The following is a 17,271-nucleotide window of genomic DNA, read 5'->3' as shown; positions in this document are numbered from 1 at the left end:
CCCCGACATGCGCCAACCGGACATCGAGATCTACCTCAAGGACGCCGAACTGCCGGCGATTACCGCCTGGCTGGAGCAGGCCATCGGCCCGTGCAGCCCGTGGCAGACCCGCGGCCAGACCAGCCAGTGCCGGGCCGACGACATCCCGGTCACCTGGCTGCCCAAGGCCGTGGGTCGGTGGAGCAGCCTGCTGCTGGAGAGCGACCGCACGCCCTGGGAAGACGACCTGGCCTGCGCCAAGGCGGCCTGTGCCGCGCTCGGCGTGCAGGTGCGCTGCGCGCCCGGCAGCTGGAGCGAGGAACAGGGCGAGGAAGATGCCGATCGCTGGCTGAAGGTCACCGCCGAGGGCGTCAGCGAGATCACCTGGCACACCGACTGAGCTCGGCGCACGCTCATTCCAGCATCAACGCCTGCGCGTCAGCGCTGGCGCAGGGTTCGCCCCTGCACCTCACTCCACTTGGCAAGAGGCAAGCAATGCGCGGCAAGGTCGTTTCCTGGAACGATGACCGGGGTTTTGGCTTCATCCAGCCCGAAGACCACTCGGGCGAAGTGTTCTTCCACATCTCCGCCGTGCGCAACGCCGCGCGCCGGCCGCAGAACGGCGATGCGGTAGAGTTCGACAGCACCCGCGACAAGAGCGGCCGGCTCAAGGCAGCCTGGGTGATGCTCGAGGGCGTAGCCCCGCAGGCGCAAGCCGCGCGGCGTGCCCGTGGCCCGCAGGTCCGCAGCAACCAGCCGCGCCACACCCCCATGGCCCTGTTCAAGGCCGCCGCCCTGCTGGTGGTGGTGTTCGTCGGCTGGCTGCTGACCCAGGGGCCGCTGCACAGCCTCCTGCCGTCACCGTCCAACCGGGGCGGCTCCGGGGCGGTTCAGGTCCAGGCCGAGGCGCCGATCCAGCGCGAGATCGACAAGACCCTGGCCCTGATCAAGCAGGGCGGCCCCTTCCCGCACAGCCAGGACGGCATCGTGTTCCAGAACCGCGAACGCCAGCTGCCAGCCGAGCCGCGGGGCTACTACCGCGAATACACGGTGCGCACGCCTGGCCTGTCCCATCGCGGCCCGCGGCGCATCGTCACCGGTGGCAATCCGCCGGTCATCTTCTATTACACCGAAGACCACTACCGCTCGTTCCGTGTCCTGGAGAAGCAGCCGTGATTCCCGCCGAACTCGTCGAACGCCTGCTCGCGGACAAGAGCCGCTGCGGCCTGTATCGGATAGCACCGGGCTGGGGTATTGCCGGCGAGGGTCCGGCGCAACGCTGGACAACCCTGGCGCCGCTGCCCCGCATCGACCGGAAAAGCCTGCTGGCCGCCCTCGGCAGCACCCTCGGGTTCCCCGACTATTACGGCCAGAACTGGGATGCCGCCTGGGACTGCCTGAGCGAGCTGAGCTGGCCGGCCGAGCAGTTGCTGCTCGTCCACCTGCCGATCCCGGCGGATTGCACGGTGGTCGAGAGCGATCTGGAAGTCTTTCTCGAACTGATGAGCGACGCCTGTCAGCACTGGAGCGAGCACGGCCAGGCCCTGTGCCTGCTGGTCGAGTCGGCCCAGCCGGATCTGCCGGCGCTGCGCGCGATCAACTGGCTCGACCAGCCCGGCTGAGCGCCGCCGCCAGCTCGCACCCCGCCAAAGCCCCTCGTCAAGGTGATCGCCCTCGACATCCCCCGTACCCTCAGCGACTGGCACCGACCTGAATGGCCACCAAAACCCAGGCAGGTCGCGAGGAAGGCCAGGGGACTGCCTGCTATGCTCAAAACTCACCCATGGAGGCGCGAATCCAATGAATCGGATGCTTTCGCTGGCAGGAGTTGCCAAGAGCTGGTGGCAAGACAAGCTCGGGAGGGGGAATACGGGAGGCGCGCCGGCGGGGCAGGAGAAGACCCTGAAGGACCTGATGGCCGAGCAGGGCCGTGACGAGAACGGCAGAAAGGCTGCCCTGCAACCCGCGGAGCAGAAGCGCCCCGACCAGACGAGTCAGGTGATCTTCGTCGCCGAGTTCAGCTACGACAACTCGAATGGCTTACCAAGCCACAGGCGGGTCAGCGTGGTCGGACTGAACGGCCTCAGCTTCCACGGCTACTGTCAGCAGGGCAGCGAGCTGCAGTCGTTCTGCTGGAGCAAGGTGCGGGGATTGATGAAGATGGTCGACTCCGGGGAGATGATGGCGACGGACGAAGTGCTTGCACGACACGGCTGAAACGCGCGGGACCTCTAGATACCGAGCAGCGCAGTCCGCAGAGGTCGCCACGCGCTGGCGAGGCAGGGGAGCCAATCAGGCCCTGCGCACAAGCTCCGCGCCTATCGGTTGACGATCCGAAACGAAAAACCCGTCGCAAGGACGGGTTTTTGCTTTGCAGATATCAGCACTCAGAGCTTGGAAACGTCTTCCGCCTGCAGGCCTTTTTGCCCATGGGCCACTTCGAATTCGACGCGCTGCCCCTCGATCAGCGAGCGGTGGCCTTCGCCACGGATCGCACGGAAGTGCACGAACACATCCGGACCGCTTTCGCGCTGAATGAAGCCATAGCCCTTGGCATCGTTGAACCACTTGACGGTTCCAGTTTCACGTCCAGCCATTCCACATCTCTCCAGACTTGCACAGTTTCATTGCTCCCTGCGGGAGCAGCTCGGGACGGTACGTTGTAAAACGTTCTTCTTGTTATATCCGGCCTCCGCCGCCGCGAGGCGTCTGGAGTGGGTATTTCGAATCGCGTTCTTGACGACCGCTGACCCGAGTATAAACAAAGCGCCTACCCTGAAAAGCCCCCTCGAGGTGACCTAGAGCAAAGGCCGGGCAGCTAGTCCCGGCCAGCGCCAGCCGTCAGCCCTGCGGGCCGAGCAGATCCTTCACCCGCTTGGCCAGGGTGCGGTACTGCTGCTCTTCCACACGGTAGGCCCAGTCCTTGCCGGCGATCAGGCGACCGTCCAGCCCCTTGCTGTCGCCCAGCACCAGCCAGTGCTGGCCGCCCTGCTGGTGGAAGGCGCCGTGCAGTTCGCCGCCATCGAAGGTCTGCAGGCTGAACGCCAGCTCCGGCCGGTCCTTGAAGCCGACCTGCGCCAGCGGTGCGGCGTCGGCGAAGTCCAGCGCCGAGAACAGCGCCGCCATGCCATTGGCTACCGGCTCGTAGGCCAGAGTGCGGCCCTGGGGTAACTGGCGCAGCGCCAGGTTGGCCTGCTCCGGGGTTGCGCGCCAGACGTTCAGCTGCTCGCCGTCGGCATGCCGTACTTCCAGCTCGCGCACGCTGGCGAAGGGAATCGCACTGATGCGCCGATCCAGCCAGGCCAGCTCGTTGTCCACCAGCTGCAGCGACTGGTCGATCGACCAGACCTGATCGTCTCCGCCCAGGCGCACCAGCTGCCCGCCCTGGCGCGCAGCCTGGCCGATCAGCACCACCACGGGCGCAGTGCCCACGCCTTCCAGGGTCAGGCGCGTCGCCGCGCCTTCGCCGCGCTCCGCCAGGTCCAGGCGGGCATGGTTGTCCGGGTTGCGCGTCTTGGCCTCGACCTTGTGCGCCTCGGCCAGCGCGCGCAGCAGGCGGTTGACCTCACCGGCCGCCGCCGGATAGCCGGCCTTGGCCGGGACTATCCAGCCGCCAGCGGTGCGCTCGATGCGGATCTCCGGCAGATCGCCATGACGAATCTCCAGCGCGCGCACCTGCTCCAGATGCCCGGCCAGCGCCGGCAGCAACAGTTGCCGAGCGGCCTGCTGCGGCACCTCGGCAGAGCGTTGCAGCCAGGCGAACAGGCCACCCAGCCCCAGCGCGATCAGCAGCAGAACCAGCAATGCGGAACGACGCATGACGACCTCCTCAGGCCCGACGGCGGCGGAACAGCCACAGCACGATGACGCCCAGGGTCAACAGCAGCGGCACCAGGGCAATATTGACGAACTTCAGCACCCGCCCCAGCCCCTCGATGTCGGCATTCAGCTGGTAACGCACTTCGCGCAGCTCCTTGCGGATCTTCAGCTTGTCCTGCATGAACTGCTGCAGGGTGGCCTGCTGCTCGGGCGTCAGCTGGAGCACCTGCTCGGGACTATCGCTCTGCTGCAGCTCGGCCAGGCGCTGCTCGGTCTGCGCCAACTGCTGCTTGAGCACCTCCTCCTGCTCTCGGAAGCGCGCCTCGGCCTCGCGCTGCATCCGCTCCACCACCACGAACGGCCGGCTGAAGCGCCCGCGCGATCGCACGCTGATCAGCGCATCGCTGCCGGCCAGGTTGTCCAGCGCGTTGATGGCGAAGCCGGCGTTGTCGGCGAACGGCTGCGGCACGCGCTGGCCGAAGAACTCCTGCACCTGCACCCACATGCGGTCGGCGAGCAGGTCGGTGTCGGCGACCACGATGACGTTGATGCTCTCGGCGCTCTTCAGGCCGTCCTTCTGCCCCTCGATGCCCTCGGGATAGGCCGACGCTGCCGCCCCGCTGACCCGCGCCGCCACGGCATAGCGCTCGCCGGTCGGCTCCAGCTCGCGCATCAGCTCCTGCGGATCACGCAGCCCAGCCAGGCGCTGGGCGTCGAACGGCATGGCGTACTCGGAGCTCTGCAGTAGCGGGGTGAAGCGGGTCTTCGCCCCCTCCACCGGCTCGAGGATGCCGGCGCTGGCCACGGTGATGTTCTCCAGCGCCGCGGTGGTCACGTCGCTCTGGTCCAGCGCCGCCTTCGGCAGGCCGAGCCAGGCCGGATGGCGCACCGGGCGCTGCTCTTCGCCCGCGCCCACGCCGACGGCCATTGCGTAGGTGCCATCGGCGATCACCTGCCCCGCCCGCAGGCGCAAGCCCCAGGCCTTGAACAGCGGCTCGAGGTCCGAGGCGTTGCCCTGGCCATTGCCCATCATGGCGCTGCTGTCGCTTTCGCTGAACGGATCGACGAACGCCAGCAGCTTGCCGCCGCGCAGGACGAACTGGTCGATGGCGTACAGCGTCGGTACCGGCAGATCCTTCGGATGCACCAGCAACAGGACCGACACCTCATCGGGAATCCGGTCGATGCCGTTGCGCAGGCTCTTGATACTGAACTGCTGGCGGATCTCCTCCATCACCATCCAGGGCGTACCGGCCTGGCCGGTCAGCGGGTTGAAACCGCCCTCCATCTGCAGCCCGGACAGCACGCCGACCACCGGCCGCTCCGGCTTGGCCAGGCTCTGGATCAGGCGGCTGATCTCGTATTCGAGGAATTCCTCCTGGTCCAGCGGGAAGAACGGGATGCTCTGCACATTGTCCAGCGCGTTGCTGCCGGCCAGGCCGAAGTACAGCTTGTCGCCGCCCTGCTGCAGCGGAACCCCCTGCAGGCCGAACTCGGCGGCGCGGTCCTCGTCTTCGGAGAACGGCTCGGGGTCGACCACATGCAGCTTGATCTTGCCGCCGGCCGCGCGCTCGTAGGCGTGCAGCATCTCCTCGACGCGCTTGGCATAGTTGCGCAGCGGCACCAGGTCCTGGCTGACATTGTCGGAGTAGAAGAAGTACAGGTTGATCGGCTCGTCGAGCTGGCCAAGGATGCGCTCGGTCCCTTCGCTGATGGTGTAGAGCTTCTGCTCGGTCAGGTCCAGACGCGCGTTAGGCAGGCCCAGGCCGGCGACCATGTTGAAGGCCAGGAACACCAGGGCGATCAACAGCAGCCCGGTGCCGGAATAAATGATGCGTTTCATCGGGCGTCCTCAGTCGGCTTTCTTCAGGTCGAGCACCACCGCGGTGGCCGTCAGCCAGGCCAGGATCAGGCTGGCGAAATACAGCAGGTCGCGCAGGTCGAGCACGCCCTTGCTGATCGCATCGAAGCGGGTCAGGAAGCTCAACGAAGCCACCGCATCCACCAGCGCCTGCGGCGCCCAGCCGCTGAAGGCATCCAGCACCAGCGGAAAACCGCTGGCGACGAACAGGAAGCACACGCAGACGGTGAGGATGAAGGCGATCACCTGGTTCTTGGCCAGCGCTGACAGGCACGAGCCGATGGCCAGGTAGCCGCCGGCCAGCAGCCAGCTGCCGATGTAGCCGGTCAGGATCGCGCCGTTGTCCGGCTCGCCCAGGTAGTTGACCGTCAGCACCATCGGGAAGGTCAGCAGCAAGGCGATGCCGGCGAACGCCCAGGCGGCGAGGAACTTGCCGCCGACCGCATCGGCGCGGGTGATCGGCAGGGTCATCAGCAGCTCGATGGTGCCGCTCTTGCGCTCCTCGGCCCACAGGCGCATGGCCAGCGCCGGCACCAGGAACAGGTACAGCCAGGGGTGGAAGTTGAAGAACGAGTCGAGATCGGCCTGGCCGCGCTCGAAGAAACTGCCCAGATAAAAGGTGAACACCCCGGACAGCGCCAGGAAGATCACGATGAACACGTACGCCAGCGGCGTGGCGAAATAGCTCGTCAGCTCGCGCTTGAAGACTACCGGCAACTGCTTCATGCCGCCTCTCCTCGAGTCAGGGTGCGGAACACCTCGTCGAGGCGGCCGCGCTCCACGTCCATTTCCTTGATACTCCAACCGCGTGCCGCCACCAGCGCACTGACGTGCGGGAAGATCACCTGCCCCGGCTGCGCTAGCACGGTCAGGCTGTGCTCGCGGGCATTGCGCTCCACCCCGGCCACGCCGGGCAACGCCGCCAGCGCCGCCTCGTCCAGCGGCGCATCGCCGACCAGGGTCACCGCTTGGTGGTAGCGCGAGCGGCTTTCCAGCTCCAACGGCGTGCCGTCGGCCACCAGCCTGCCGGCGGCGATCACCACCGCGCGCGAACACACCGCGGTGACTTCCTCGAGGATATGCGTGGAAATGATGATGATCTTGTCGGTGGCCAGGTTCTGGATCAGCTGGCGCACCTGGTGCTTCTGGTTCGGGTCGAGGCCGTCGGTGGGCTCGTCGAGGATCAGCGCGCGCGGATCGTGGAGGATCGCCTGGGCCAGGCCGACCCGACGCTTGAAGCCCTTGGACAGCGTCTCGATCGACTGCTCGAGCACCGCCTGCAGCTCCACCTGCTCGACTGCCCTGGCCACCCGCGAGCGCTTCTCGGCGCCACGGAAGCCGCGCACCTCGGCGATGAACTCGAGGAAGCCGCGCACATGCATGTCGCCATAGCAGGGCGCACCTTCCGGCAGATAGCCGATCAGCCGCTGGGCCTTGAGGGTGTCCTTCTGGATATCGAAGCCGAACAGGCGCGCGGTGCCCGAGGTCGGCGCGAGGAAGCCGGTGAGCATCTTCATGGTGGTCGACTTGCCGGCGCCGTTGGGGCCGAGAAAACCCAGCACCTCGCCGGGTTGAACGCGGAAGGACAGGTCGTCCACCACGGTGTGCTGCGCAAAGCGTTTGGTGAGTTTTTCTATTTCGATCATGGCCACTCCATAACCTGCTGGAGCCTCCGTGCCAGACAGCCACGGAGGCGTCTCGAATGCCGGCTGAACTCTAGGTAGAGCGTGTGCGGAATGCAAGGGGCGGCGGCGGCGCGCAATTGCGGACTGTGCCGAGCCGGTCTGTCCGGCCTGCGCACAACAGTGCCAAGAGTGAGGGCACGCCCACCGGCTTTGCGGCACAATCGGGGCACCGTCGCCACCGAACGCCATCATGCAGATCGACGAAGAACTGACCTTCAAGAAGCTGGAAATCTTCCTGGCCTTCATGCGCAGCGGCAACCTCTCGCGCGCCGCCGCCGAGCTGGACACCAGCACGGTCAGCGTGCACCGCGCCATCCATTCGCTGGAGAACGCCCTGCGCTGTCCGCTGTTCAAGCGCGAGGGGCGCAAGCTCACCCCGCTGGAAAGCGCCCACGTGCTGGAGGACTGCGCGCAGAAGCTGATCGCCGACATGCTCGACACCGTGCGCCTGACCCGCGAGGCGGCCGGTTTCTCCGCCGAGCGCTTCAAGCTCGGCGCGCTCTACTCGCTGACGGTGAAGACCGTGCCGCAGCTGATCATGGGCCTCAAGCTGCGGCGCAGCGAGCTGAACATCGACCTGATCCTCGGCTCCAACGTCGACCTGCTGTACAAGCTGAAGAACCTCGAAGTGGACGCCATCCTGGTGTCGCTCAACGACAGCGTGAGCGATCCGGACTGCGAGTCGCTGCCGCTGTTTCGCGACGACATCTTCCTCGCCGTACCCACCGACTCGCCGTTCGCCGGCCAGGCGGAGGTGGACCTGGCCGAGCTGCGCGAGGCCACCTTCATCACCCTGTCCCAGGGCTTCGCCACCCACCAGGACGCCCAGCGCGTGTTCCGGCAGGCCGGCTTCGCGCCCAAGGTGGCGATGCAGGTCAACGACATCTTCACCCTGCTCAGCATGGTCAGCTCCGGGGTCGGCTACGCCCTGCTGCCCGGACGCATCGCCGCGGTGTACGAGAACCGCGTGCGGCTGATCCCGCTGCAGGCGCGCTACCGCATGCAGCAGGAGATCGGCCTGGTCTTCCTCAAGGCCAAGGAACGCGACCCCAACCTGCTGGCGCTGCTGGCCGAGTGCAGGATGTATGCCCGCCGTGCCGAGGAACTCGGCGAAGGCAATGGGCAGGTCAGGCAACCTTAGCCGCCCTGCCCCGAACGATGCCCACCGACCGGGCATCAGGACTCAAGACGCCAGGAGGCGAAGGGAGCAAGACCGGTGAAGGAATCACTATCCAGGCTGGAGCCAAGAATACTGGTGGTCGGTAGCGGGGCAAGCGGACTTGCCCTTGCCCTGGCATGCGCTCACCGCGGCATTGCCGTCCGCATCATCGAAAAGCGGCCATCGCGGTCTCACATCCAGAAGGCCACCGGTGTCGCCCAGGAGGTCTGGCATCAGCTGGCCCGGTTCGGAATCACGCAAAGACTCATCGACGCCGCGCTGCCGATGCGCCTCTTCGTCTTCCACGATGACGAGCGCCTGGTGGCGAATGTCCCGGTTCCCCTGGTTCGCGGACAACCCCCGGCCCACCTCTATCCTCAGGCAAGCCTGGAGCTCGCCATGGAGCAGGCCCTGACGGCATACGGCGTACGGGTCGAATACGGGGTCGCGTTTGCCGCCGTGGCGCAGGCCGAGGAGAGCGCAGTAGTCACCCTCACCCATGCCAGCGGCGAGCCGGAGGCGGTCGAAGTGGACTGGCTGGTAGGCGCCGATGGCAACCACAGCAGCGTTCGCGCCTGCGTCGGCATGCCCTTTGTCGGCAAGGATTACCCCGAGGACTGGTCCGTTGCGGAAATATCGACCCAGCAATGGCTGGACGACGTCCAGGCTCAGCTGTTTCTCCGCTCGGACGGGTTGGGACTGTTCCTCTCCCAACCCTCGCCCGGCGTCATTCAGGGCATTCTCAACGGCACTGGAGTTGCCGCCACGATGAAAGCGCGATTCCCCGATGCAACGCTGCACTACGAGCGGGGCTTCAGGGTCTCGTTGCGACGGGTGCCCACCCCCCGCTGCGGCAGGGTGTGGGTCATTGGCGACGCAGCCCATGTCCAGTCCCCGGTCGGCGGCCAGGGACTGAATCTCGCCATCTGGGACGGAGTCACCCTGGGCCAAGGCTTGCTGGAAGGCGATCAGCACGTTGAGCGACGACTGGCCAGGCGGGCGAAACGGGTGCTGTTCTTCACCGACTTCGACTACCGGATGCTGGCGACTCGCTCCAGACTCATTCGACTGCTCAGGAACCGCTACTGGTTTCTGGCCTCAAGACATCCCTGGCTGGCTCGCTGGTTTTTCAGGATCATTTCTGGCGCCTGGTGAGGCAGGCCGGTAGCACAGGAGATGGTGCTGGAGGAGTCGCGCCACTACTTGGCCTATCGCGAAGACCGGGCCGATGAAGATGCCCTGAGCCGCTTCCGCCACTGGTTCATGGCTCAATGCGCTTGATGGCTCCACCCGTTCGGATGCTCCCAGGCAAGCAGATTCCCTGTCTCCCCCCAACGCCAACGGCCCGCACAGGGCGGGCCGCTAGCGCTAGCCTTGCCGGCTCAGCCGATCAGGCCGCGCATCACGAAGTAGATCAGCGACGGGCCGAGCAGGCAGCCGAGGGCGGTGTAGAAGGCCGCGGTCAGGCAGCCGTAGGGCACCAGCTTCGGGTCGGTGGCCGCCAGGCCGCCGGCCACGCCGCTGGAGGTGCCCATCAGGCCGCCGAAGATCACCGCGGCGCGCGGGTTGTTGAGGCCGATGTAGGGCGCCACGAAGGGAGTGGCGACCATCACCACGATGGCCTTGATCAGGCCGGCGGCGATCGACAGCGCCATCACCTCGGAGCTGGCGCCGATGGCCGCGCCGGTCACCGGGCCGACGATGTAGGTCACCGCGCCGGTGCCAATGGTGGTCAGGCTGACCGCATCGGTGTAGCCGAAGGCCAGGGCCACCCCGGCGCCGGCGACGAAGGAGGCGAAGATGCCGACGAACAGCGCCAGAACCCCGCTGGCCCCGGCGCGCTTAAGCTCCGCGGGATTGACGCCGAAGCCGGTGGCGATGATGGCGAAGTCGCGCAGCATGGCGCCGCCGAGGATGCCGATGCCGGACAGCAGCGGGATGTCGACCAGGCCCTTCTGCCCGCCGGTGTACAGGCCGCCGACGTAGGACAGCACCAGGCCGATGAGGATGGCGATGGCCGAGCCGTGCAGGCGGCCCTTGGTCAGCTTGGCGGACATCCAGTAGGACAGCCACATGGTCGCGCCGATCACGGCGAAGCCGCTGATCATGCCGTAGCCGTTGAGTACCTTGGTCAGGGATTCGAGGATCATGGCAATCACCGTTGGGCGCTGGAGGTGGCAGGGGTTGCGACAGGAGCGGCAGGCTTGGCGCCAGGCTCGGCAGCCACCTCATCCTTGCGGCCGAGGCGGTCGAGCACCGGCACCAGGGCGAAACTGAGGGTGACCGCCGCCAGGCCGGCGAGGATCGCCACCGGACCGCTGGACAGCGCGCCGAGCACGTTCTGCTGGGCAGCCATGGCGACCACGATGGGAATGTAGATGGCGCTCCAGAACTCGATGCCCTGCTCGGTCTTGCCGGCCAGCAGGCCGCGCTTGCTGAGATAGCTGCCGCCGAAGATCAGCAGGATCATGGCGATACCGACACCGCCGACGTTGGAGGGCACACCGAGGAGGACGCCGAGCAGGTCGCCGACGAACAGGCCGACCAGCGTGCAGATGGACAGCAGGGCTACACCGTAGATGATCATTGTTATTGTCCTGTATGGATCGAAGTTGTTGTTCTTGTACTTCGCGAAGGGGCTGTCAGCGGTCGGCGCAGCCCTCCTCGCGCAGCAGCGCGACCAGGGTGTCGAGACGGGCGCCCTGGAAGGCAGCCACGGTTCCCTGTCTCATGACCCGCCGCGCCAGTCCGCTGAGGACCGTGCCCGGAGGCAGTTCGATATGCAGGCGCACGCCGCGTTCCCAGGCATTGCGCAGGGTGCCCTGCCAGTCGACCAGGCGGCACATGTTGAAGGCCAGGTCGTCGCGCAGGGCGGCCGGCTCCATGACCAGGCGCGCCGAGCTGCTGCTGAGATAACGCAGCGCCGGGCGGCGCAGTTCCACCGCCGCGAAGGCCTCGGCCAGTTGCGCGGCGGGCGCTTCCAGCAGCGCGCAGTGCGAGGGCACGCTGACCGCCAGGCGCTTGACCGCACCGGCGCCGAGGGCACGGGCGCGCTCACCGACCGCCGCCATGGCCGCCTCGCTGCCGGCGATCACCAGCTGGTTGGCGGCATTGACGTTGGCCAGGTACACCGGCGTATCCAGGCCGTTGACCTCGGCCAGCAGGCCCTCCACCACCGCCCGCTCGAGGCCGAGGATGGCTGTCATGCCGTAGCCCTCGGGCCAGGCGCGCTCCATCAGTTCGCCGCGCAGGGCGACCAGGCGCACCGCGTCACTGAACTGCAGCGCCCCGGCGGTCACCGCCGCGGCCCAGGCACCGATGGACAGCCCGGCCACGTAGTCCGGCCGCGCGCCGCGCGCCATCAGCAGGCGGGCGCAGGACACCCCGGCGAGCAGCAGGGACAGCTGCACGGCGCGGGTGGAACGCAAGGCTTTCTCACTATCCAGCGCCAGCACGTCCTCGTCCAGTACCGCACTGGCCTCCTGCAGACAGGCGGCCACCTCGGCGGCATCCGGCAACTGGTGGAGCATGCCTGGCTGCTGGGCGCCCTGGCCGGGGAAGGCGAACAGACTGCTCATGCCGCCACCTCCTGCCACGGGTCGCGCACCAGGCGCGGGCCGGCGTGGGTCTTGAGCAGCACCTGCGGCGCCGGCCCCGCCCACTCGCGCAGGGCGATGGCGCCCGCCGGGGTCTCCAGTTGCAGGTCGACCCGGCACAGGCCGCGGTCGAGCAGCGCCAGCAGCTCGGCGGCAGCCCCGCGCTCCAGCGGCTGCGGCGCGCGCAGCAGCAGGTCGAGGTCGCTGTTGCCGTGCAGCACCGTCTGGCCGGTGGCCAGCTGGTAGCCGGCGCCGCCGGTGACGCCCCAGGTGAGTCCCAGGGCGTCCAGCTGCGGCGCCAGCCAGGCCAGCGCGCGCAGGGCCGGCCAGGCGTCCTGCCCTGCCCCGGCTTCGGTCAGCTGCTCCGGTGCCACCCGGCGGCTGAGCGCCGCCCGCGGCATCCAGCTGGCGTAGCGCTGCTCACGACCGCGACCGCGCACGCCCACCGCGACCTGGCCCTGCGGCGCCGGACCGCGGCGCACCACCACCGGCTGGCCGGCGGCGAGCACCTCGCGCGCCCAGTCCGGCGCGCCGGCGTCGAGCTCTCCGGCGCTCATGCCCCAGAGCAGGTCGTGGACGTGCGGCTGGAAGTCGATGGCTGGCATGGGCGTGTCCTCCCGGTTACCACTGCGCGCGCAGCAGCTCGCGCACGCGTTGCGAGGCGGCGCGGTTGGCGGCGCCGAGGCGGCCGCGCAGATCCGTGCCCTTGCTGCGGATGTCGGCCTGCGCCTGTTCCAGGCAGGCCTGCACTCGCGCCAGGTCGTCGCCCTGCGGCGTCTCGATGGCCGCCACGCTCAGGGTTTCCCAGAGCAGGCCGAGACTGGCGTAGCTGTCGAGGTCGTAGGCCATCGGCGGCACCTTGGCGGCGAAGGCTTCCAGTTCGTCGACCGTGCGCAGGGTGACCCGCGCGGCGGACTCCTTGCCCATGGCGTGGACCATCACCCCCGGATCGCGCAGGGCGACGATGCGGTTGGCCTGGTAGCCGTGGGCGAGGAAGGCGCCGGACATCGCCTTACCGACCAGCAGGGCGATCACCGGATGGCCGGCCAGGCGGGCGCGGGCGTAGCCGTCCACTGCACCGGCCAGCGCCTGGTGGATGCCGAGGGCTTCCTCGCGGCGGCCGTAGGCCTGGCTGGGCACGTCGACCACGGCGACCACGGCGCGCTTCACCGCAGCGTCGCGGTCGGCCTCGATCACCTCGTCCAGCGCGCGGCCGAGGCTCCAGCCTTCGAGCAGGCCGACCTCGCCGCTGCGGGCGCGCGGGAAGCGGTTTTCGGCATCCGGCACCACGGCGATGTAGCGGGCCGGCTGGCCGCCGAGAGTGGCGTCGACCACGCGGACCGAGGCCGGGTAGCCCGGCTGCTCGGCGGCATCGCCGGTCAGGGCGCGCAGCCAGTTCAGGCCGCGTTGCGAAAGGACGGTGCTCATGCCTGGTCTCCTTGGTAGAGGGCGCGCACGGAGGCGGCGTCGGCCTGCGGGGCGGCGTCGTAGCCTTCCAGCAGGTCTAGGAAGCGGGCGTACTGGCGGCTGCGCGGCAGGGTGTCGCCGGGCTGCTCGAGGGTGTGCAGCAGGCACTCGCGGATCACGCTCACCTCGTCGGCGACATAGGCGTCGACCAGGCCGCAGGCGGCCCGCTGCTCGCCGCCGGTGAGGCTCCAGATGAACGGGCGGTCGCGCGAGTCGTACTCGTCGAGGCCGGCTTCCTGCTCGATCACCTGCGGGCCGTTGAGGCCCAGACGCGCCTCGCGGGTCACCAGCAGGTGGCTGCACAAGCCGGCGGCGATCGACATGCCGCCGAAGCAGCCCACCGGGCCGGCGACCACGCCGATCACCGGCTGGTACTGGCGCAGCTCGACGATGGCGGCCTGCACCTCGGCGATGGCGGCCAGGCCCAGGTTGGCCTCCTGCAGGCGCACGCCGCCGGTTTCCAGCAGTAGCACGGCGGCAGTGGGGATGCCGTTGCGGTTGTCCTCGGCGGCCAGCTCCAGCGCGCCGGCCAGCTTGGCGCCGCCGACCTCGCCGAGGCTGCCGCCCTGGAAGTTGCCCTCGATGGCGGCGATCACCAGCGGGCGGCCGCCGATGGTGCCCTTGGCCACCACCACGCCGTCGTCGGCCTGGGCGACGATGCCCTGGGCCTCCAGCCACGGCGACTTGACCCGGGCGAAGGGGTCGAGCAGCTCGCGCAGGCTGCCCTGGTCGAGCAGCGCGGCGGCGCGCTGGCGGGCGCCGAGTTCGACGAAGCTGCGGCTGTGCAGCAGTGCATTCAGGTCAGACATCGCTCACCTCCTCCAGCGCCTGCTCCAGACGCAGCCGCACCACACCGGGGGTGGCGCCGAAATCGTGGATATCGACGTTCAGGGCCGGCGGGTTGCCACCGGCGAACATGCGCTCGAACAGGTGGCGCCAGCGCTCGGCGCTGCCGTTCACCGAGGTGACCACCTGGATGCTCAGGCTGCCGGCCTGGCCGGGCTCGAGCAGCACCTCCAGGTCGCCGGAACCGACGCAGCCCACCTGGGCGCGCCGGCTTGCCGGCAGGCCGGCGGGAAAGGCAAAGGACAGGGTTTCCATGTTCACAGGCTCCCAATCTGCGCCCGGAGCGTCGGCTCCAGGCGGTCGAGGAATAAAGTCGCGGCGAGCAGATCGGCTGCACCGCCGGGCGAGGCATTCAACCTCAAAAGACAGACGTCCAACTCCCTGAGCCGGCGGCGACCGGCCAGGCTGGCGCTGCCGCCAGATTCCAGTACTGCGCGGGCGCCGTCCTGCATGCAGGCCAGGCCTGCGCTGCCGGCGCGGTGCAGCACGCAGGTGTCGTCGAGCTGGGCCATGATCGCCAGCAGCGCATCCAGCCGGGCGTGGCTCTCGCCGGCGCCGGCGGCGCGGCTGCGTGCGAGCTGCGGCAGGCCGTGGTGCAGCGCACCGGGAAAGCCGGCCTGCGCCTCGGCGCGCGCGCCGCCGACGCCGTAGCGCTGGCGCACCCGCTCGCCGTTGCTCGGCGCACGCTGTGGGATATGGCTATCCTCCAGCCGCGCCAGGCGGGCGGCGCGCAGGGTCACGCCGGCCGGCGCCGGCCGACTTTCCTGGGCGGCAGCGGTGACCAGCAGGCCCAGCGCCCAGATCGCCCCGCGGTGGGTGTTGACCCCGCCGGTGACCTCGAGCATCTGCGCCTCGCCGTCGCGGCCGAGGCGGCCGAGGGTCTCGCGCAGGGCCAGGTCGACCTGCCCGGCTTTCTCGCCGGCGGCGGCCATGTCGTGGAAGGTGGCCCACAGCGACCAGGCCGAGGCGTGCATCAGCCCCAGGCTCAGGTCGTCATGGGCGCCGCTGCCGCGGCGGTCGACCAGCGCCGGCTTGGGCGACAGTTCGACCTCGTCGATCAGCGCCTCGACGGCGAGATCGGCGAGCGCCTCGGCCAGGCTCAGTTGCGGGCGTGCCGCAATCCGGGCGCTCATCACCAGCTCCTGAACTTGGCGGGCGGGTTGTAGAGGCCGCCGGACCAGTCGACCAGCTCGGCGATGCTCTTGGCGGCGAGCAGCTCGCGGCTGGCGTCGGTGCGGCGGATGCCGAGATCCTCCGGCAGGGCGATCAGCCCTTCGCGACGCATGCGCTCGGTGTCCTTCGGGTCATGGCGCAGGCCGATGCTGGTGACCCCGGCCACCGCGGCGATCATCGCCTGGCGCTCCTCCAGCGAACGGGCCTTGTACAGGTAGGCGATGCCTTCCTCGGTGAGCAGGTGGGTGACGTCGTCGCCGTAGATCATCACCGGCGCCAGCGGCATGCCGACCTTGCGCGCCACCTCCACCGCGTCGAGCTGCTCGACGAAGGTGGGTTTGCCGCCCTCCTGGTAGGTCTCGACCATCTGCACGACGAGCTTCTTGCCGCGCTCGAGCAGGGTCACCGGCTCGGTCATATCCAGCCAGGCGGGCGTGGCATGGCGACGGCCGCGCGGGTCGTGGCCCATGTTCGGCGCGCCGCCGAAGCCGGCCAGGCGGCCGCGGGTGACGGTGGAGGAATGGCCGTCGCCATCCACCTGCAGGGTGGCGCCGATGAACAGGTCGACCGCGTACTGGCCGGCCAGCTGGCACATCATGCGGTTGGAGCGCAGCGAGCCGTCGCGGCCGGTGAAGAACACGTCCGGGCGCGCCGCCACGTAGTTCTCCATGCCCAGCTCGGTGCCGAAGCAGTGCACGCTCTGCACCCAGCCGGTCTCGATGGCCGGGATCAGCGTCGGGTGCGGATTGAGCGTCCAGTTGCGGCAGATCTTGCCCTTGAGGCCGAGGCGCTCGCCGTAGGTCGGCAGGATCAACTCGATGGCCGCGGTGTTGAAGCCGATGCCGTGGTTGAGCGACTGGACGTTGTGCTTCTCGTAGATGCCGCGGATCGCCATCATCGCCATCAGCACGTGCACCGGCTTGATGTGGCGCGGATCGCGGGTGAACAGCGGCTCGATATAGAACGGCCTGTCGGCCTGCACCACGAAGTCGACCCAGCTGGCCGGGATGTCCACGCGCGGCAGGTCGCGCACGTCGTCGACGATCTCGTTGACCTGGACGATGACGATGCCGTCGCTGAACGCCGCCGCCTCGACCAGCGCCGGGGTGTCCTCGGTGCTCGGCCCGGTGTAGATGTTGCCCGCGCGGTCGGCGGCGAAGCCGGCGACCAGAGCGACGCTGGGGATCAGGTCGACCAAGAGGCGCGAGTACAGCTCGATGTAGGTGTGGATGGCGCCGACTTCGAGCAGGCCGTCCTCCATCAGCTGGCCGATGCGCAGGCTCTGCGGACCGGCGAAGGAGAAGTCCAGCTTGCGGGCGATGCCGCGCTCGAACAGGTCCAGATGCTCGCTGCGGCTGACGCTGGGCATGATCATGTGCAGGTCGTGCAGCCGGCCCGGATCGGCCTTGGCCAGCGAGCGGGAGAGGAAGTCGGCCTGCTTCTGGTTGTTGCCTTCCAGCACCACGCGATCGCCGGGGGCGATCAGCGCTTCCAGGGCGGCGACGATCTTGTCGGTCGGCAGGACCACGCCGTCGGCCAGCTGGCGCACCTGGGCGAGGCGGCGCTGCTTCTCGCTGCGCCGGCGCGACCACTGTGGCGGGGGGGAAATTGTTGTTGTCATGGCTACTCCACGAGGTTCCGCTGTCGTGGAGTCACGTTAGGGTTTGGGCGGGGGGCGTTCAATCA

General features: G+C 68.6%; 20 protein-coding genes. 6 read left to right on the top strand and 14 right to left on the bottom strand.

The annotated features are described in order from the left end of the window. Positions 1-7 precede the first annotated feature (7 nt). The 4 genes from KRX52_RS08800 to KRX52_RS08785 all read left to right on the top strand — a co-directional run bounded on the left by KRX52_RS08800 (position 8) and on the right by KRX52_RS08785 (position 2,196). The gene (locus KRX52_RS08800; RefSeq protein WP_217681362.1) at positions 8-379 is read left to right on the top strand and encodes a hypothetical protein; all 372 of its coding nucleotides are present in this window, start codon (positions 8-10) and stop codon (positions 377-379) included. 95 nt (positions 380-474) lie between these two features. Further along, positions 475-1,155: a ribonuclease domain-containing protein gene (locus tag KRX52_RS08795; RefSeq protein WP_217681361.1), complete on the top strand. Its 681-nt coding sequence runs from the start codon at positions 475-477 to the stop codon at positions 1,153-1,155. Further along, positions 1,152-1,601: a barstar family protein gene (locus KRX52_RS08790; protein ID WP_217681360.1), complete on the top strand. Its 450-nt coding sequence runs from the start codon at positions 1,152-1,154 to the stop codon at positions 1,599-1,601. The genes KRX52_RS08795 and KRX52_RS08790 overlap by 4 nt, the downstream gene beginning before the upstream one ends. Before the next feature lie 178 nt (positions 1,602-1,779). Beyond that, a complete protein-coding gene (locus KRX52_RS08785) occupies positions 1,780-2,196 on the top strand; it encodes a hypothetical protein (protein ID WP_217681359.1) in 417 nt (138 codons plus the stop codon). A 170-nt stretch (positions 2,197-2,366) separates the two neighbouring features. On the opposite strand, the gene KRX52_RS08780 is transcribed toward KRX52_RS08785, so the two are convergent. From KRX52_RS08780 to KRX52_RS08760, 5 genes are all read right to left on the bottom strand, one after another. After that, on the bottom strand, positions 2,367-2,576 hold the full coding sequence (locus KRX52_RS08780; RefSeq protein ID WP_217681358.1) for a cold-shock protein: 210 nt from the start codon (positions 2,574-2,576) through the stop codon (positions 2,367-2,369). A 244-nt stretch (positions 2,577-2,820) separates the two neighbouring features. After that, positions 2,821-3,798 carry a DUF4340 domain-containing protein gene (locus KRX52_RS08775; RefSeq protein ID WP_217681357.1) on the bottom strand — a complete coding sequence of 326 codons (978 nt, stop codon included), beginning with the start codon at positions 3,796-3,798 and terminating at the stop codon, positions 2,821-2,823. A gap of 10 nt (positions 3,799-3,808) precedes the next feature. Continuing rightward, positions 3,809-5,641 (bottom strand): Gldg family protein, encoded by a 1,833-nt coding sequence (locus KRX52_RS08770; RefSeq protein WP_217681356.1) that lies wholly within the window; start codon positions 5,639-5,641, stop codon positions 3,809-3,811. Positions 5,642-5,650: 9 nt separating this feature from the next. Next, positions 5,651-6,385, bottom strand: coding sequence for an ABC transporter permease (locus KRX52_RS08765; RefSeq protein ID WP_217681355.1), 735 nt, complete (start codon positions 6,383-6,385; stop codon positions 5,651-5,653). After that, the gene (locus tag KRX52_RS08760) at positions 6,382-7,305 is read right to left on the bottom strand and encodes an ATP-binding cassette domain-containing protein (protein ID WP_217681354.1); all 924 of its coding nucleotides are present in this window, start codon (positions 7,303-7,305) and stop codon (positions 6,382-6,384) included. The genes KRX52_RS08765 and KRX52_RS08760 overlap by 4 nt, the downstream gene beginning before the upstream one ends. Positions 7,306-7,534: 229 nt before the next feature. Here KRX52_RS08760 and KRX52_RS08755 point away from each other — a divergent pair, with 229 nt between their 5' ends. Next, entirely contained in the window at positions 7,535-8,485 is a 951-nt protein-coding gene (locus tag KRX52_RS08755) for a LysR family transcriptional regulator (RefSeq protein WP_217681353.1), read from the top strand. A 75-nt stretch (positions 8,486-8,560) separates the two neighbouring features. Beyond that, positions 8,561-9,658 carry an FAD-dependent oxidoreductase gene (locus KRX52_RS08750; protein WP_217681352.1) on the top strand — a complete coding sequence of 366 codons (1,098 nt, stop codon included), beginning with the start codon at positions 8,561-8,563 and terminating at the stop codon, positions 9,656-9,658. A 227-nt stretch (positions 9,659-9,885) separates the two neighbouring features. Here KRX52_RS08750 and madM read toward each other — a convergent pair whose 3' ends face one another. From madM to mdcA, 9 genes are read right to left on the bottom strand one after another with little or no spacing between them, the layout of a single operon-like run. Continuing rightward, positions 9,886-10,650, bottom strand: coding sequence for a malonate transporter subunit MadM (gene madM / locus KRX52_RS08745; RefSeq protein WP_217681538.1), 765 nt, complete (start codon positions 10,648-10,650; stop codon positions 9,886-9,888). Positions 10,651-10,658: 8 nt separating this feature from the next. Continuing rightward, positions 10,659-11,090, bottom strand: a complete 432-nt coding sequence (gene madL, locus KRX52_RS08740) for a malonate transporter subunit MadL (RefSeq protein WP_217681351.1) — start codon at positions 11,088-11,090, stop codon at positions 10,659-10,661. Positions 11,091-11,145: 55 nt separating this feature from the next. Further along, positions 11,146-12,081 (bottom strand): malonate decarboxylase subunit epsilon, encoded by a 936-nt coding sequence (gene mdcH / locus KRX52_RS08735; RefSeq protein ID WP_217681350.1) that lies wholly within the window; start codon positions 12,079-12,081, stop codon positions 11,146-11,148. Further along, the gene (locus KRX52_RS08730; RefSeq protein WP_217681349.1) at positions 12,078-12,704 is read right to left on the bottom strand and encodes a malonate decarboxylase holo-ACP synthase; all 627 of its coding nucleotides are present in this window, start codon (positions 12,702-12,704) and stop codon (positions 12,078-12,080) included. The genes mdcH and KRX52_RS08730 overlap by 4 nt, the downstream gene beginning before the upstream one ends. A 16-nt stretch (positions 12,705-12,720) precedes the next feature. Then, a complete protein-coding gene (gene mdcE, locus KRX52_RS08725; protein WP_217681348.1) occupies positions 12,721-13,527 on the bottom strand; it encodes a biotin-independent malonate decarboxylase subunit gamma in 807 nt (268 codons plus the stop codon). Continuing rightward, entirely contained in the window at positions 13,524-14,375 is an 852-nt protein-coding gene (locus KRX52_RS08720; protein ID WP_217681347.1) for a biotin-independent malonate decarboxylase subunit beta, read from the bottom strand. The genes mdcE and KRX52_RS08720 overlap by 4 nt, the downstream gene beginning before the upstream one ends. Continuing rightward, positions 14,368-14,667, bottom strand: a complete 300-nt coding sequence (locus tag KRX52_RS08715; protein ID WP_217681346.1) for a malonate decarboxylase subunit delta — start codon at positions 14,665-14,667, stop codon at positions 14,368-14,370. Before KRX52_RS08715 ends, KRX52_RS08720 begins: the two co-directional genes overlap by 8 nt. Before the next feature lie 2 nt (positions 14,668-14,669). Continuing rightward, positions 14,670-15,545, bottom strand: a complete 876-nt coding sequence (locus tag KRX52_RS08710) for a triphosphoribosyl-dephospho-CoA synthase (RefSeq protein WP_217681345.1) — start codon at positions 15,543-15,545, stop codon at positions 14,670-14,672. Beyond that, positions 15,545-17,206 carry a malonate decarboxylase subunit alpha gene (gene mdcA, locus KRX52_RS08705; RefSeq protein ID WP_217681344.1) on the bottom strand — a complete coding sequence of 554 codons (1,662 nt, stop codon included), beginning with the start codon at positions 17,204-17,206 and terminating at the stop codon, positions 15,545-15,547. The genes KRX52_RS08710 and mdcA overlap by 1 nt, the downstream gene beginning before the upstream one ends. Positions 17,207-17,271 lie beyond the last annotated feature (65 nt).

This window comes from Geopseudomonas aromaticivorans (assembly GCF_019097855.1).
Lineage (GTDB): Bacteria > Pseudomonadota > Gammaproteobacteria > Pseudomonadales > Pseudomonadaceae > Geopseudomonas > Geopseudomonas aromaticivorans.
The sequence above is the reverse complement of the archived record's forward strand: the minus strand, read 5'-3'. Positions and strand labels throughout refer to the sequence as shown.

Bases quoted from the DNA above. Each gene is read 5' to 3' on its own strand.
- KRX52_RS08800 (WP_217681362.1), top strand. From the start codon at position 8: ATGCGCCAACCGGACATCGAGATCTACCTCAAGGACGCCGAACTGCCG.
- KRX52_RS08795 (WP_217681361.1), top strand. From the start codon at position 475: ATGCGCGGCAAGGTCGTTTCCTGGAACGATGACCGGGGTTTTGGCTTC.
- KRX52_RS08785 (WP_217681359.1), top strand. From the start codon at position 1,780: ATGAATCGGATGCTTTCGCTGGCAGGAGTTGCCAAGAGCTGGTGGCAA.
- KRX52_RS08780 (WP_217681358.1), bottom strand. From the start codon at position 2,576: ATGGCTGGACGTGAAACTGGAACCGTCAAGTGGTTCAACGATGCCAAG.
- KRX52_RS08775 (WP_217681357.1), bottom strand. From the start codon at position 3,798: ATGCGTCGTTCCGCATTGCTGGTTCTGCTGCTGATCGCGCTGGGGCTG.
- KRX52_RS08770 (WP_217681356.1), bottom strand. From the start codon at position 5,641: ATGAAACGCATCATTTATTCCGGCACCGGGCTGCTGTTGATCGCCCTG.
- KRX52_RS08765 (WP_217681355.1), bottom strand. From the start codon at position 6,385: ATGAAGCAGTTGCCGGTAGTCTTCAAGCGCGAGCTGACGAGCTATTTC.
- KRX52_RS08760 (WP_217681354.1), bottom strand. From the start codon at position 7,305: ATGATCGAAATAGAAAAACTCACCAAACGCTTTGCGCAGCACACCGTG.
- KRX52_RS08755 (WP_217681353.1), top strand. From the start codon at position 7,535: ATGCAGATCGACGAAGAACTGACCTTCAAGAAGCTGGAAATCTTCCTG.
- madL (WP_217681351.1), bottom strand. From the start codon at position 11,090: ATGATCATCTACGGTGTAGCCCTGCTGTCCATCTGCACGCTGGTCGGC.
- mdcH (WP_217681350.1), bottom strand. From the start codon at position 12,081: ATGAGCAGTCTGTTCGCCTTCCCCGGCCAGGGCGCCCAGCAGCCAGGC.
- KRX52_RS08730 (WP_217681349.1), bottom strand. From the start codon at position 12,704: ATGCCAGCCATCGACTTCCAGCCGCACGTCCACGACCTGCTCTGGGGC.
- mdcE (WP_217681348.1), bottom strand. From the start codon at position 13,527: ATGAGCACCGTCCTTTCGCAACGCGGCCTGAACTGGCTGCGCGCCCTG.
- KRX52_RS08720 (WP_217681347.1), bottom strand. From the start codon at position 14,375: ATGTCTGACCTGAATGCACTGCTGCACAGCCGCAGCTTCGTCGAACTC.
- KRX52_RS08715 (WP_217681346.1), bottom strand. From the start codon at position 14,667: ATGGAAACCCTGTCCTTTGCCTTTCCCGCCGGCCTGCCGGCAAGCCGG.
- KRX52_RS08710 (WP_217681345.1), bottom strand. From the start codon at position 15,545: ATGAGCGCCCGGATTGCGGCACGCCCGCAACTGAGCCTGGCCGAGGCG.
- mdcA (WP_217681344.1), bottom strand. From the start codon at position 17,206: ATGACAACAACAATTTCCCCCCCGCCACAGTGGTCGCGCCGGCGCAGC.